The organism is Pseudomonas sp. RIT-PI-q (assembly GCF_001297125.1).
Taxonomy (GTDB): domain Bacteria; phylum Pseudomonadota; class Gammaproteobacteria; order Pseudomonadales; family Pseudomonadaceae; genus Aquipseudomonas.
The window spans coordinates 46,566-61,117 of the sequence record NZ_LHPC01000013.1 but is presented as its reverse complement, the minus strand read 5'-3'; the positions used below and the strand labels follow the sequence as shown (position 1 = coordinate 61,117).

11 protein-coding genes are annotated in these 14,552 nt (G+C 59.5%); 4 read left to right on the top strand and 7 right to left on the bottom strand.

Annotation, left to right across the window (positions count from 1 at the left end; genetic code table 11):
* Positions 1-201: 201 nt before the first annotated feature.
* From AEQ67_RS03115 to AEQ67_RS03090, 6 genes are all read right to left on the bottom strand, one after another.
* Positions 202-1,236, bottom strand: coding sequence for a branched-chain amino acid ABC transporter permease (locus AEQ67_RS03115; RefSeq protein ID WP_059402427.1), 1,035 nt, complete (start codon positions 1,234-1,236; stop codon positions 202-204).
* On the bottom strand, positions 1,236-2,099 hold the full coding sequence (locus tag AEQ67_RS03110) for a branched-chain amino acid ABC transporter permease (protein ID WP_059402426.1): 864 nt from the start codon (positions 2,097-2,099) through the stop codon (positions 1,236-1,238). The genes AEQ67_RS03115 and AEQ67_RS03110 overlap by 1 nt, the downstream gene beginning before the upstream one ends.
* Before the next feature lie 2 nt (positions 2,100-2,101).
* On the bottom strand, positions 2,102-2,794 hold the full coding sequence (locus AEQ67_RS03105) for an ABC transporter ATP-binding protein (RefSeq protein WP_082377768.1): 693 nt from the start codon (positions 2,792-2,794) through the stop codon (positions 2,102-2,104).
* Positions 2,795-2,815: 21 nt separating this feature from the next.
* Positions 2,816-3,541, bottom strand: a complete 726-nt coding sequence (locus tag AEQ67_RS03100; RefSeq protein ID WP_059402424.1) for an ABC transporter ATP-binding protein — start codon at positions 3,539-3,541, stop codon at positions 2,816-2,818.
* 13 nt (positions 3,542-3,554) lie between these two features.
* Complete coding sequence (locus AEQ67_RS03095) at positions 3,555-4,865, bottom strand: ABC transporter substrate-binding protein (RefSeq protein ID WP_059402423.1); 1,311 nt, start codon at positions 4,863-4,865, stop codon at positions 3,555-3,557.
* Positions 4,866-4,952: 87 nt separating this feature from the next.
* On the bottom strand, positions 4,953-6,299 hold the full coding sequence (locus AEQ67_RS03090) for an outer membrane beta-barrel protein (RefSeq protein ID WP_059402422.1): 1,347 nt from the start codon (positions 6,297-6,299) through the stop codon (positions 4,953-4,955).
* A 428-nt stretch (positions 6,300-6,727) separates the two neighbouring features.
* Between AEQ67_RS03090 and AEQ67_RS03085 the strand changes: the two genes are divergently transcribed.
* Positions 6,728-9,106 (top strand): DUF3772 domain-containing protein, encoded by a 2,379-nt coding sequence (locus AEQ67_RS03085; protein WP_059402421.1) that lies wholly within the window; start codon positions 6,728-6,730, stop codon positions 9,104-9,106.
* A gap of 243 nt (positions 9,107-9,349) precedes the next feature.
* On the opposite strand, the gene AEQ67_RS03080 is transcribed toward AEQ67_RS03085, so the two are convergent.
* Positions 9,350-10,258, bottom strand: coding sequence for a helix-turn-helix domain-containing protein (locus AEQ67_RS03080; protein ID WP_059402420.1), 909 nt, complete (start codon positions 10,256-10,258; stop codon positions 9,350-9,352).
* 161 nt (positions 10,259-10,419) lie between these two features.
* Here AEQ67_RS03080 and AEQ67_RS03075 point away from each other — a divergent pair, with 161 nt between their 5' ends.
* From AEQ67_RS03075 to AEQ67_RS03065, 3 genes are all read left to right on the top strand, one after another.
* Positions 10,420-11,778 carry a glutamine synthetase family protein gene (locus tag AEQ67_RS03075; RefSeq protein ID WP_059402419.1) on the top strand — a complete coding sequence of 453 codons (1,359 nt, stop codon included), beginning with the start codon at positions 10,420-10,422 and terminating at the stop codon, positions 11,776-11,778.
* A gap of 179 nt (positions 11,779-11,957) precedes the next feature.
* On the top strand, positions 11,958-13,046 hold the full coding sequence (locus AEQ67_RS03070) for a polyamine ABC transporter substrate-binding protein (RefSeq protein ID WP_059402418.1): 1,089 nt from the start codon (positions 11,958-11,960) through the stop codon (positions 13,044-13,046).
* Positions 13,043-14,344, top strand: a complete 1,302-nt coding sequence (locus AEQ67_RS03065; RefSeq protein WP_059402417.1) for an NAD(P)/FAD-dependent oxidoreductase — start codon at positions 13,043-13,045, stop codon at positions 14,342-14,344. Before AEQ67_RS03070 ends, AEQ67_RS03065 begins: the two co-directional genes overlap by 4 nt.
* Positions 14,345-14,552 lie beyond the last annotated feature (208 nt).

Here is a 14,552-nt window from a genome sequence, read left to right as displayed (position 1 = left end):
GGCTCTCGGGGAGCAAGGTGCTTTGACCTCGATGTTCACCTTGGATGAAGCGTTTCATGGGCGACCCTTGCGATAAATTCTGGGAAATCATAGCAAGGGTTTGTTTCCACGTTTTTGCACACTCTGGCTCGACAGCTGCTACGAGGTATGCGTCAGCGTTCATATAAAGAGCGTTGGCGTTTAGAGAAGGCGACGGTGGTGTTACTCGCGTGGTTGAACCGACAACCGTCGCTGCATCGGGAAGACCTGCCAGCCCAGGCGTTCGCTGATCAGACCCCACACCCCTTGCGGAGCCTTGAGCATCATCACCACCGCGACCACGCCGAGGATGATCATGTACACCGCGCCGTACTGTGCCAGGCAGCCGCGCAACAGGAAGTAAATCAGCGTACCGATCAGCGGCCCTTCGAGCGTGCCGATGCCGCCGATGATCACAATGAAGATCACCACCGCCGTCCAGTCCTGCAGGTTGAACGCGGCGTCCGGGGATATGCGCAGTTTTTGCAGGAAGATCAGCGCGCCGACCACACCCGTGCACCCCGCCGCCAGCACGTACACCATCAACTTGGTGCGGAAGGTATTGACCCCCAGGCTGCCGGACGCCGGCTCGGAATCGCGGATCGACGCCAGGGCCAGGCCTTGCCGCGAACGCAGCACAAAGAACACCACGGCCACGGCGGCAATGGCGATGGCCAGTGCGGTAAAGTAGATCAACATTTCGCGCTCGTCCCGGTCACTGCCGATCTGCCGCACAATCGCCGCCGGCAGGCTTTGCCCGGAACCACCACCAAGGCTGCTCATCTGCGCCAAACCCAGGCGAAACACTTCGGCCACCACCCAAGTGCCAATCGCGAAGTAGGCACCGCGTAAGCGAAACACAATCAACGCGGTCGGAATCGCCAGCAACGCGACCAGCACCCCGGAGAGCAAAACCGCGAACAATGGCGGCACACCAAAACGGGTGGACAGCATGAACAGCAGGTATCCGCCGAGACCGACAAACGCCTGCTGCCCCACCGAGACCATGCCGGCATAACCGGCCAGCAGGTTCCACATTTGTGCCAGGGCCAGGTAATAGGCGAACTCCACCACCAGCCGCAGACTGGAACGATCAGCCCAGAACGGCGCACTGATCAACACCAATACACACAGGCCCAGCAATGACAGGCCGATCATGCTGCTGGTGGTCGTGCGCTGGACTCGATAGCTCAGCGCAGGATTATTCAAGGCATTCATCAGTCGACACTCCGTGGGAACAGGCCACGCGGGCGCACGACCAGGATCAGCAGAAACACAAGATGACCGGCGAGGATTTGCCAGCCAGGATCGATTTTTGCGCCCAGCGCCTGGGCAACACCGAGAATCACCCCACCGGCCAGGGTGCCCCACAGGCTGCCCAACCCGCCGATGATCACCGCCTCAAAACCGTACAACAGACGCGCCGGCCCCACCGTCGGGTCGAAGCTGGTGCGAATCGCCAGAAACACCCCGGCGATCGACACCACGGCCATCGCCAATGCCATGGCCAAACCGAAAATATGCGCGTTGTTCACGCCCATCAGCCGCGCCGTTTGCTGGTCATCGGAAGTGGCGCGAAACGCCCGGCCAACAGCGGTTTTGTAGAACAGCAACTGCAGGCCGCCGATGATCAGCAGCGCACTGCAAAACACGATCAGCGGCATCACGCCAACGCTCAGACTGCCGAAACCGACACTGGCGACTTCAAGATCACCCTGCGAGAGCTTCTGACTGTCGGCGCTGAAAAACTCCAGCAGCACGTTCTGCACGATGATCGACAGGCCAAAGGTCACCAGCAGCGGCGGCAGAATGTCCTGGCCCAGCGTTCGGTTCAGCAACAGCCGTTGCAGCAAATAGCCGAAGCAGAACATCAAGGGCACCACGATCAGCAAGCTCGACAGCGGGCTGAACCCCAGATGATTGACCACCATCAACGCCAGGTACGAGGCCAGCACGATGAAGTCGCCATGGGCGATATTGACCAGGCGCATGATGCCGAACATCAGCGACAGGCCCACCGCAAACATCGCGTACAGACCACCGAGCAACATGCCTTGAAGCAGAGTATTGAGCCATTCCATCACTAGATCCCGAAATACGCGGCTTTGATTTGCGCTTTGTCCGCCTCCCCAGGGCGGCCGGTCAGGGACACGCGCCCTTCCTGGAAGCAATAAAAACGGTCGCAGACACTCAACGCCTGATTGATGTCCTGCTCGACCAGAATCACCGTGGTGCCGTCAGCCTTGATCGAAGGCAGCGCGGCGTAGATGTCCTTGATCGTGGTCGGCGCCAGCCCGAGGCTGATTTCGTCGCACAACAGCAGTTGCGGGTTGGCCATCAGGCCCCGGCCAATCGCAACCATCTGCTGCTGGCCGCCGGACAGTGCGGTGCCGGGGCGTTTGCGCAGTTTTTCCAGCACCGGAAACAGCTGGTAGATCCGCGCCAGCGTCCACGGGCCGGGGCGCTTGCTGTAGGCACCGATCAACAGGTTTTCCTCGACACTCAGCGAGGGAAACAGCTTGCGGCCTTCCGGCACCAACGCGATGCCACGCTCAAGCACCTGATTCGCCGGCAGGTCACCCATCGCCTGGCCCTTGAAATGGATGGCGCCGGGTTGGTTCTTGATCAGCCCGGCCAGCGAGCGCAGGAACGTCGATTTGCCGGCGCCGTTGGAGCCGATGATTGCCACGGTTTCGCCTGCCTCAAGGGTCAGGCTGATGTCGAACAGCGCTTGAAAGTCGCCGTAGCCGGCGCAGAGTTTTTCGATGGTCAGCAGGTTTGATGGGGTCGTCATGGTTCAGCTCCCGATGCCCATGTAGATGTCCTGGACTCGCGGATCGGCCATCACGCTGCGCGGTTCGCCCTCGGCCAGTTTGGCGCCGAAGTTGATCACCGTCAGGCGGCTGACCACCGCCAGCAAGGCATGCACGATGTGTTCGATCCAGATGATCGCGACGCCGGCCTTGTGAATACCTTGAATAGTTTCCACCAGCGCCAGGCATTCCGGTTCGGTCAGGCCACCAGCGATTTCATCCAGCAATAACAGTCGCGGCTGGGTCGACAACGCGCGGGCCATTTCCAGGCGCTTGCGGTCGAGCAAGGTCAGCGAGCCGGCGAGCACGTTGGCCTTGCGCATCAGTCCTGTCAGTTCCAGGGTCTGAGCGCACCATTGGCTGGCCTCCTTGTCGCGCAACCGCGCGCCAAAAGTTGCACCCACCAACAGGTTCTCGAACACGGTCATTTTCACGAACGGGTGCGGGATCTGATGCGAGCGGCCGATGCCTTGCTGGCAACGTTTGAACACCGGTTCGCGGGTAACGTCGCGGCCCTCGAAATGGATCGTGCCGCTATCGGCCGCCACGCCACCGGCGATCAGGTTGAACAGCGTGCTTTTACCCGCACCGTTGGGGCCGATGATGCCCAAGGCTTCACCCGGTTGCAGGGTCAGGCTTATCGCGTCCGTGACCTTCACCGAGCCGTAGCTCTTGTGCACATCGTTCATTTGCAGAAGTGGCTGTTGCATGGTGCACCCGCGATCAATACGTAATGGCCTGCATCTCGCCGCCCAGTGGAATAGCTGGTGCGGTGGCATTGCTGGTCACGACCAGGTCATATTTGTTGTCATTGCCCAGTCGCCATTGGCCGCTGACCAGCGGCGTTTTCGCGACGTTCTTCACCGGCCCGCCGTTCCAGTTGATCGGCCCGACGACGGTGTTGAGGTTGGTCTTGAGCAACGCATCGCGGACCGCGTGCGGGTTGCCGACTTCTTCGGTGCGCTTGAGGATGTCCACCGCCAGTTCGAACAGCGCATGCACGAAACCCAGCGGTTGCGTCCACTGCTTGCCGGTGGCCTGAGTGAACCCCTGGGCCAACTGCCCGGCACTGGCGCCGGTCAAGGACGAGCTGAACGGGTGCGTCGGGCTCCACCAGATTTCGGTCGACAGGTTGTTGCCGGCCTTGCCCAGCGCTTCGACCGCCGTGGGGAACAGCAGCGCCTTGCCGACCGACACCGCTTTCGGTTTGAAGCCCTGTTGGCGAGCCTGGGTCCAGAAGGTGCTGAGGTCCGGCGGAATGACCACGCCAGTGACGATCTCGACCTCAGCCTTTTTGAACGCGGCGATCTGCGCCGAGAAATCGTCGGTCAAGCTCTGAAAGCGACCGGGATCGACCAGTTGGAAACCCTTTTGCGCCAACACTGGTGGGAAGCCCAGTTTCGGATCGCCCCAGGCATTGCCGTCGCCATCGTTAGGGAACAGACCGCCGACCACTTTGTTGGACGGCATCGCGCCCCACATCGAGCTGTAAGTACCGATCACATCCTCCAGGCCCCAGAAGAAGTGATAAGTCCATTCGAAACCCTGGTCAGGCTTGCCGCCACGGGTAAAGAACCACGGCTGCCACGGCGCGACTGTTGATATGCACGGGATCTCGTTGATTTCGCATTGGTCGGAGACCGGGTTGGTGGTTTCCGGCGTCGACGACACCAGCATCAGGTCGACCTGATCCGACAGAATCAGCTCACTCGCCACCTCCGCCGCGCGGTTGGGGTTGGACTGGCTGTCCTTGACGATGATCTCCAGTCGGTAGGCCTTGCCGGCCACGTTGATCGAGTTCTTCAGCACTTGCTTGAGCGATTCGATGATGTAGTTATCGGCCGCCGCAAAGGGCGCCAATGGCCCGGTCTGCGGACTGACATAGCCGAGCTTGATCACCCGCTCACTGCCCAGGGCGAAGTTGAAAGGCAGACTGGCTAGCGCCACGCCACCGGCGGCAACGCCGGTGCTGCGCAGGAAATCACGACGGGTGAAGTCGCGGCCAAACAGGTTTTTATCATTGTTGTCTGTCATGAAATGACTCCAAAGGCCTGGACGAATAGGGTCGCAACGTGTGGCTGGGCCATCACGCAGGGTCAGAGGTAAACGAAAGAAGTCGGTTTAGAAGAAGAAGCTGACGTCGAAAGAGGCAACGACCTGTGAGTCCTTTTGCCCATCGGCGTAGGCATCGCGACCGGGGCCGGAATGAATGTCGTAGCGCAATTCCGGTCGCAGGCGCAGGTTGGGTGTCGGCGTCCAGGCCAGGTTGGTGGTCACCCCGTAGAAACTGCCCCAGGTCGGATCGGGAATCCCGGTATTCGGGTCGATGTTGGCCATCATCACGTGCACCGGCGCATCGGTGTAGAACCACTCGGCGCGGCTGTTCCACATCAGGTTTTCGCTGAGCTTGTGATACCAGTTGACGTCGGTGCCGTACCAGGTGGCATCGCTTTTATTGGCAAACCCGGCGAAGGCGCCCTGCTCTTGCTTGCCGTAATTCAACTCGAGCGCCACGCGATTGTTCGGGTCGAGCACTTGCGACAAGGTCAGGTAAGAGGCGACGCGTTTGTAGTCGTCATCCTTGGTCCCGGCGGGCAACGGCGAGCCACACGCGCATTCGGCGAAGCTGTCGCCGGCACCGTTGCCGTAGATGTTTTCCCAGTCGATCCAGGTGCTGAAATCGGCCGAGCGCCAACGCACGTTGGCGATGATGTCGGGATCATGATTGGGGTCTTGCAGGTTGTTCCAGCCCTGCACCACGCCGAGCTCGAAGCCCAACATGCTTTCCCCCGGTGCCGAGGGCAGTTTGAACGAGTACAGCGCACCGGCATGTTTGGCCGGGCCGTGCATGAAGGAATAGGTGTGCGAGTAGAAGTCGGTCGGTGCTGGGGATGGCAAGGCGAAGCCGATTTCGTTTTCCAGCGGTGTGTGGAAAATCCCGATCATCAGGTCGGATCCGCCAAGTACCGGAAAGTAAAAGTCGACGTAGGCCTGGGCGATGGTGAACGCAGGATCTTCAGCCTTGTTGTCGCGGTTGACGCTCAGGTCCTCGTCCCAGCCATAGGTCTTGAAGAAGCGCGCATCCTTGCCATACAGCGCGGTGACGTTGAAACCCCAGTCAGCCTCTTGCGGCATCGGCCCGGGAAACGGTCCGACACGACCGACCACATTGCTCTTGGGTTTCTTCTCCACGGCCAGGGCGAACTGGTTGAGGTTCACGCCTTCATCGGTATTGAAGAAGCTCTGTTTGCTGACGTCATCCGTGCCGTTGTTGTTATAGATCACACCTGCCTGGCCCCAGCCGTAGATCTTGATGCCATGCTCGCGCTCCAGGCTATCGCCGAAAACACTGCGAACCAGCGAGCCCATCGGATCGTCCGCCGCCGAAGCGATTGAGGGAAACAAAACGTTGGCGCCCAGAACGGGAGCGAACAGGGTTGCTGCGCAAACCCACGCACGAATACTCATACCTGCCTACCTTATTTTTATTAGGAGCCAAACCCCCGAAGAGGCGCGTGGCCGAAAGCAAGGTATGCAACTTGATGAGCCCTGGCTTGAGCTCCACCCAATCGTTGGCAGATCGTGGTGTTCGGCGTAATGGAGGCTACAAGCCCGCCCCTACCCCAACAATTCCATTCTCGGCGACATCAGTGTTTGCGTATTCAGAACAATCCCGCGGGGATTCGCTTTGGCAAATTGTCGTGCCCGAGCCTGAACCCTGTAGGAGCCGAGCTTGCTCGCGAAGGCGGCGTGTCAATCACAGCAACGTAGCCTGACACGCCGCCTTCGCGAGCAAGCTCGGCTCCTACAGGGAATGAGGTGTCTACCGGAAGTATTTTTCGCGCCTGCACACGCCATGGCCTAACCTGAATGGCTAAAGCCGCCGGGGCATCCTTATGCGTCCTGCACTGAAATTACTCGTGTCCATAGTGTTTGCGCTGTTGGCGGCGAACATCGGGGCGCTGTCGGCGGACGAACCCGCCAATACTTCAGAGGCCAGCTCGACCACCACCGTGTCAAAGGGCGATCTGGAAGCCCTGCAACTCAGGCTCGACAACCTTAAACAACAGGTGTCGTTGAGCAGCAATTACACGCAGTTGGTGGGTTTCCAGGACAGTGTTCAATTACTCCTCAGTGATACGAGCAAACTCGAGGCCGTGTTACTGCCCGAGCAGGCGCAATTGCAAGCGCAGCTCAATGTGCTCGGCACGACATCCGCAACCAGCCTGGCCGTGGAAAAAGCCGATCTGGTAAAGCAGCGGACCTACCTCACCGAACAAAAAGACAAGGTGGATGATGATCTAAAAATACTGCAGGCCATCAAACTGGGCGCAGCCAACCTCATCACCCAGATCGCCAGCATTCGCCGCACTCAACTGGAGACCGAACTGGTCCAGCGCACGACCAGCCTGCTCAACCCTCGTTTCTGGTCACCGCTGTTTTCCCCCCAGGAGGAGGATAAAAACCGCCTGAGTTTTTTCAGCGACCAGTTCGTCAGTGTCGTCCGGCCCGCCTGGCAACCCGGCGAGCGCGGCACGACTGTCACTTTGTTGTTGCTGGCCCTGGCTTTCTGGTCGCTGGGGCGCAGGTTGGCTGAACGCGGGCTGACCTGGTTCTGCATCCATCACGTGCCGGAAGGTCGTTTGCGCCGAAGCTCACTGGCGATATCGACGGTACTCGCCACCCTGTTGAGTGCAGGCGCCGCTATCCAACTGATCTTGATCGCTGCCACTCGACTTGATCCCCTGACGCAGCCGCTGCAAGGCTATTTCGAGGATATCGAGAAGTTGGCTTATACCTGCGCCATGATTACCGGCCTGAGTCGGGCCCTGTTGTCCAGGCGCAATCCTTCCTGGCGTTTGCCTGGAATCGCCGATGAAGTGGCGCTTGCGATGAGCCGATATCCGGCCTTGCTCGCCGCATCACTGCTGGTGCTGGTTTCGCTGACGCAGATCACCAATGCGATGGGCATGAGTTCGCAAGCGGTTATCTTCTGCCGGGGCGTCGTCGCGCTGGTCGTTGCCCTGATTCTGGGTGCACTGTTGCTGCGCACCAATAAAACCCGCCGAGCGATGGTGATTGCCGGGGAAGCGCCTGAGGCCGGTACGACGCTGGCAGGCTTGATTTATTCCGGTATCAGCATCGGCGTATTGATCTCGTTGTTGGGCCTGTTGGTCGGTTACATCTCCCTCGCCAGATTTATCACCTACGAAATTGTCTGGCTGTATATCGTGATTTCCAGCTTCTATTTGCTGACGCAGCTGTTCAAGGACCTGTGCGATTACCTGTTTTCGCCAAAGCATCCCAGTGGCAAGGCCATCAAGCAACTGCTCGGTATCGGCGACGTAAGGCTTGAACAAATCGAGGTGGTTTTGTCGGGGCTCGGCCGCGCGACCTTGATACTGATTGCTGTGATTACCACGCTTGTCGGGGGCGTTGGATCGACCTTCGGGCAACTGATTGACCGGGTGTCAGCGATACTCGGCGGCGATGGCCTGCGCAAGCTGAACATCATCCCGGAAAACCTGCTGAACGCGGTCTTGGCACTGTTGATCGGCATCTACCTGATTCGATCGCTGCGCCGGTGGCTGGACAACGAGCTCCTGCCCAAGACCGATATGGACCCTGGCATGGGCGCGTCGCTGAGCACGCTGTTCAGTAACATCGGCTACGCGCTGGTGATTTTGCTGACGTTGTCTTCATTGGGCGTCAAGTGGACCAATCTGGCCTGGATTGTTAGCGCCTTGTCGGTGGGTATCGGCTTTGGCTTGCAGGAAATCGTCAAGAATTTCGTTTCCGGGTTGATCCTTCTCACCGAGCGTCCGGTGAAGGTCGGCGACTTGATCAGCATCAGCGGGGTTGAGGGCGATATCCGGCGGATTAACGTGCGGGCGACCGAGATTCAGCTCAGTGACCGTTCGATTGTGATCGTGCCTAACTCGCAGCTGATTTCACAAAATTTGCGCAATGTGACGATGGGCGGGAGTGCTCAAGGGGTGGCGATTCTTGAGTTGGTGTTCCCGCTGGACATCGATCCCGAGCAAGTCAAAAACCTGTTGTATGAGACGTATTGTGAGCACGAGACCATTCTCGATAATCCTGCGCCGTCGGTGCGGTTCAGCAAGCTGACGCCGGAAGGGATTACGTTGACGATTACCGGGTATGTCAGTAGCCCGAGGATTGTGGCCAGTACCAAGAGTGACTTGTTGTTTGAGATTCTGAAGCGTTTGGGGGCGGCGGGTATTGAGCTGGCGAAACCGGCGCCTGCGGTTTGAGTGGGATGAATGGGGGGCAGATCTGAAGCCCAAGCAACGGCTGGATCAAAATCGAACGCAACCTCTGAAATCCACCATCCCCCTTGTAGGAGCTGGCTTGCCAGCGAAGGTCGTTAACGATGACGTGTTTTACCAGGATAAACGTGGCGCATTCGAATGCTTCGCTGGCAAGCCAGCTCCTACAGGGGGGCCGCTGTCATAGCGGCCATCACCCAAAAAACGGATAGGCCCCCAACCAACCAATCAGCCCCGCCCTACACGCTTCAGCGTCTCACTCGGCAATTCCCTGAACAACGCTCGATAGCTGCTGGAAAACCGCCCCAAATGCCAGAACGACCAACGCATCGCCACCTCCGCCACGGTGGTTTCCATTGCCGAGCGACTGAGCAATTCACGGTGCGCACTGTTGAGTCGGCGTAATCGCAGCCAATGAGTCGGCGTCATACCGGTATAGGCCTTGAACGCATGCTGCAACTGCCGCAACGAAACCCCGGCGACCTGTGAAAGCTCCAACAGATTCAGGGTTTCCTCCGGCGCATCAGCCGCCCACTCACCGATACGTTTCATCACCGCGCGTTCCTCGGCCCGGCGCTGCAAACCGCCACGATCAAGGCACACACAGGCGTTATCGAGGATGTACAAACAGTCCTCCAGCAACTGCTGGGTCAACGCCTCTTTGCTCGGCGGATCAAGCGTCTGCGCGAGCCGGGTCAACGTCCCGCTCAACCAGCGACTGAACAGCGCGTTCTGCCCCGAATTCAGCGGCGCCATGAACAACCCTTCAAGCCGCGCGACATTCAACCCATGGCGCTGAACAAACTCCGGACCGAACACCACGGCGATTTCCTGGTAATTCTCCGGGGTGATCCAGATATTGCGGCTTTCCTCGTTCAACACGTACAGCGCGTTGTCACTTCGATCGAAACAGAACGCCAGCGAACCCTCAGGCGCGCTGAAATTCTGCTCGACCCGCGTGTTCATTTGCTCCTCGTAAATCTCCACGCCTTGCAGGTCCAGATAGCGCACCCGCCCGGCAAAATGCCCCGGTGACATCTGCTGGTAATGCTGCACCCACCCCGGTGTGGCGAGGATTTGTTCGGCCACATCAGCCGTGTTGAACGCTTGGACTTGCAACGAGTTACAGGTTGTCATGGGAGACCTTGCGCACTCTTTTGGTGCGCTTTGTGCTGCTTAAAGTGGATAGATGGAACCGCAAGGCTCGCCCAAGATAGTCGTCAACGCGCTACAGGGGAAGTGTCCGAAAGATGAAATCGGCTTCTCCTGGCGTTAATAAAACCAATAACGAGGTCTTTATGAATGCCCCTTTCGATCAGCTGCTGACGTGGCTGAAAGATCACAAGATTACCGAAGTCGAGTGCGTCGTCAGCGACCTGACCGGCATTGCGCGCGGCAAAATTGCGCCCACCAACAAGTTCCTGCATGAGCGAGGCATGCGCCTGCCGGAAAGTGTGCTTTTGCAAACGGTAACCGGGGACTTTGTCGACGACGACATCTACTACGACCTGCTCGACCCGGCCGATATCGACATGGTCTGCAAACCGGTGTCCGATGCGGTCTACGTGATTCCATGGGCCATCGAGCCGACGGCCATCGTGATCCACGACACCTTCGACAAGTTCGGCAACCCCATCGAACTGTCGCCGCGCAACGTGCTGAAGAAAGTCCTGCAGCTGTACACCGACAAGGGCTGGAAGCCGATTGTCGCGCCAGAAATGGAGTTTTACCTGACCCAGCGCTGCGAAGACCCGGACTTGCCGCTGAAGGCGCCGATGGGCCGTTCGGGCCGTGCGGAAAGTGGTCGTCAGTCGTTTTCCATCGACGCCGCCAACGAGTTCGACCCGCTGTTCGAAGACGTCTACGACTGGTGCGAATTGCAGGGTCTGGACCTTGACACGCTGATCCACGAAGACGGCCCGGCGCAGATGGAAATCAACTTCCGTCACGGCGACGCACTGGACCTGGCGGACCAGATCACCGTGTTCAAACGCACCATGCGTGAGGCGGCGCTCAAGCACAATGTCGCCGCGACGTTCATGGCCAAGCCGATTGGCGATGAGCCTGGCAGTGCCATGCACATTCACCAAAGTGTGGTGGACATCGCCACCGGCCAGCCGATCTTCGCCAATGCCGACGGCACCATGAGTGAGCTGTTCCTGCATCACATCGGCGGCCTGCAAAAGTACATCCCCAAAGTGCTGCCGATGTTCGCGCCCAACGTCAACTCGTTCCGCCGCTTCCTGCCGGACACCTCGGCGCCGGTGAACGTCGAATGGGGCGAAGAAAACCGTACCGTCGGCTTGCGCGTGCCGACCTCCAGCCCGGACTCGATGCGGGTGGAGAACCGTTTGCCGGGCGCGGATGCCAACCCGTATCTGGCGATTGCCGCGAGCCTGTTGTGCGGGTATCTGGGGATGGTCGAGTGCGTCGAACCGAGCGCTGCGGTGCAAGGTCGGGCCTATGAGCGCCGTAATCTGCGCTTGCCGATCACCATCGAGGACGCGCTGACGCAGATGGAAGAGTGCGACACCGTCTCGCGCTATCTGGGCAGCAAATTCGTTCGCGGTTATGTCGCGGTCAAGCGCGCCGAGCACGAGAACTTCAAGCGCGTGATCAGCTCGTGGGAGCGCGAGTTCCTGCTGCTGAGCGTCTAAAAGCCTCGCTCCCCATGGCATCACACATTCCCTGTGGGAGCGGGCTTGCCCGCGAAGAGGCCGGCACATTCAACACTTCGGTTGACTGACCGGCCGCCATCGCGGGCAAGCCCGCTCCCACAGGGATAGAGAACACCAAAGAAACGCCTGAAAAAACCAACAACTCAAAGAGGTGTCGAATGCGTCTATTGAAATCCGTGGTCCCGGTCGCGCTGGCTGTGCTGTTCAGCGCCGTAACACAGGCCCAGCCACAGGTCAGTGTCTACAACTGGACCGATTACATCGGCGAGACCACCCTCGTCGACTTCCAGGCGAAAACCGGGATCAAAGTGATCTACGACGTGTTCGACTCCAACGAAACCCTTGAAGGCAAACTGCTCGCCGGCCGTACCGGGTATGACGTGGTGGTGCCGTCCAACCACTTCCTCGCTCGCCAGGTGAAGGCCGGTGCGTTCCTCAAACTGGATCGTTCGCAGTTGCCGAACTTCTCCAACCTCGACCCGAAACTGCTGGCGCTGCTGGAGAAGAACGACCCGGAAAACGCGCACTCGGTGCCGTACCTGTGGGGCACCAACGGCATTGGCTACAACGTTGACAAGGTCAAGCAAGTGCTCGGCATCGATCACATCGATTCCTGGGCGGTGCTGTTCGAACCGGAGAACATCAAGAAACTGAGCCAGTGCGGCGTGTCGATGATGGACTCGGCCGACGAAGTGTTCCCGGCGATACTTAACTACATGGGCATGGACCCACGCAGCGAAAACCCTGAAGACTTCAAAAAAGCCGAAGCCAAACTGCTGAGCATCCGGCCGTACATCACTTATTTCCACTCCTCCAAGTACGTCTCGGACCTGGCCAACGGCGACATCTGCGTCGCCTTCGGTTACTCGGGCGACGTGTTCCAGGCGGCGAACCGGGCCAAGGAAGCGAAGAACGGCGTGAACATCGCGTACGCCATTCCCAAGGAAGGCAGTAACTTGTGGTTCGACCTGCTGGCCGTTCCCGCAGACGCCAGCAACCCGAAAGAAGCCCACGCGTTCATCAATTACCTGCTCGACCCGCAAGTGATCGCCAAGGTCAGTGCCTCGGTCGGTTACGCCAACCCGAACCCGGCCGCCAAGCAGTACATGGACGCCGAACTGGTGAACAATCCAGAGGTTTACCCACCGCAGGCAGTCCTCGACAAGCTCTACATTTCGACCACCCCGCCCCAGGCGATCATGCGTCTGATGACCCGTTCCTGGAGCAAAGTGAAGTCCAACAAATGAACCAGTACAGCAACGAACACACTCAGTCGTATTACGCCGCATCGGCCAACGGAATGGCGCCCTACCCCGCACTGACTGCGGATCTTGAGGCCGATGTCTGTGTGATCGGCGGTGGCTTTACGGGGATCAATACGGCGATCGAGTTGGCCCCGCGCGGGCTCAAGGTGATCTTGCTCGAGGCACGGCGGATTGGCTGGGGTGCCAGCGGGCGCAACGGCGGTCAGTTGATTCGCGGTATTGGCCATGACCTCAGCGGTTTCGCCCGGCATGTCGGTGCAGAAGGTGTGCGCTATCTCGAGCGCGCGGGGATCGAATCGGTGGCGCTGGTGGGTGACCGCATTCGTGAGCACGGCATCGATTGCGACCTGCGCTGGGGCTTCTGCGAGCTGGCCAATACCAAGGCGCAGTTCGCGGCACTCAAGACCGAACAGGAAAGCCTTGCCGAGTCGGGCTATCCCCACGAAACCCGCCTCGTCGGCGCTGAGCAGATCCGGCAGCAAGTGGTGAATTCAGGCGTGTATGCCGGTGGTCTGGTCGATATGGGTTCGGGTCACTTGCACCCGCTCAATCTGGTCCTCGGTGAAGCGCGGCTGGCGCACTCCCTTGGGGTGCGGATATTCGAGCAGAGCCCGGTGCTGGAATTGATCCATGGCAGCACCGCACAGGTCCGTTGTGCCGGTGGCACGGTGCGTGCGGGCAGTCTGGTGCTGGCCTGCAACGCGCACCTGGAAGAACTCGAACCAAACTTGAGCGGCAAGGTGCTCCCGGCGGGCAGTTACATCATTGCCACCGAACCGCTGCCGCCGGACGTGGCTGCGCAATTGATCCCGCAGAATCTCGCGTTGTGTGACCAGAAAGTCGGCCTGGATTACTACCGGCTCTCGGCGGACCGGCGCCTGCTGTTCGGCGGTGCCTGCCACTATTCGGGGCGTGATCCGGCAGACATTACGGCCTACATGCGTCCGCAAATGCTGAAGGTGTTCCCGCAACTGGCTAATGTGCGCATCGACTATCAATGGGGCGGCAAGATCGGCATCTCCGCCAATCGCTTCCCGCAGGTCGGGCGCTTGAGCCAGCATCCGAACGTGTTCTACGCCCAGGGTTATTCCGGTCATGGCCTGAACGTGACCCATTGGTGCGCAAAGTTGCTGGGCGAAGCGATCCATGCCGGGCACAGTCAGGGGTTTGATGTGTTCAGCGCGGTGCCGCACATGACCTTCCCTGGCGGCCCGCTGCTGCGTTCGCCCCTGCTGGCACTTGGCATGTTCTGGTATCGCCTGCGCGAAGTATTGGGATGAAGCACCGACGCTTACCATGTAGCAGCTGGCGAAGCCTGCGTTCGGCTGCGCAGCAGTCGTAAAACCTGAGCGCGAGGTCATCCTGAAGGACCGCGTTGCCTGATTTCACGACTGCTGCGCAGCCGAACGCAGGCTTCGCCAGCTGCTACATGGATCGCGTCAGGTTATCTGATTGGTCATTAGTCACAAATGACCGTCCGGCCCATCT

Coding starts and splice junctions, on each gene's coding strand:
- AEQ67_RS03065 (WP_059402417.1), top strand. CDS start 13,043: ATGAACCAGTACAGCAACGAACACACTCAGTCGTATTACGCCGCATCG.
- AEQ67_RS03095 (WP_059402423.1), bottom strand. CDS start 4,865: ATGACAGACAACAATGATAAAAACCTGTTTGGCCGCGACTTCACCCGT.
- AEQ67_RS03070 (WP_059402418.1), top strand. CDS start 11,958: ATGCGTCTATTGAAATCCGTGGTCCCGGTCGCGCTGGCTGTGCTGTTC.
- AEQ67_RS03100 (WP_059402424.1), bottom strand. CDS start 3,541: ATGCAACAGCCACTTCTGCAAATGAACGATGTGCACAAGAGCTACGGC.
- AEQ67_RS03090 (WP_059402422.1), bottom strand. CDS start 6,299: ATGAGTATTCGTGCGTGGGTTTGCGCAGCAACCCTGTTCGCTCCCGTT.
- AEQ67_RS03080 (WP_059402420.1), bottom strand. CDS start 10,258: ATGACAACCTGTAACTCGTTGCAAGTCCAAGCGTTCAACACGGCTGAT.
- AEQ67_RS03115 (WP_059402427.1), bottom strand. CDS start 1,236: ATGAATGCCTTGAATAATCCTGCGCTGAGCTATCGAGTCCAGCGCACG.
- AEQ67_RS03085 (WP_059402421.1), top strand. CDS start 6,728: ATGCGTCCTGCACTGAAATTACTCGTGTCCATAGTGTTTGCGCTGTTG.
- AEQ67_RS03110 (WP_059402426.1), bottom strand. CDS start 2,099: ATGGAATGGCTCAATACTCTGCTTCAAGGCATGTTGCTCGGTGGTCTG.
- AEQ67_RS03075 (WP_059402419.1), top strand. CDS start 10,420: ATGAATGCCCCTTTCGATCAGCTGCTGACGTGGCTGAAAGATCACAAG.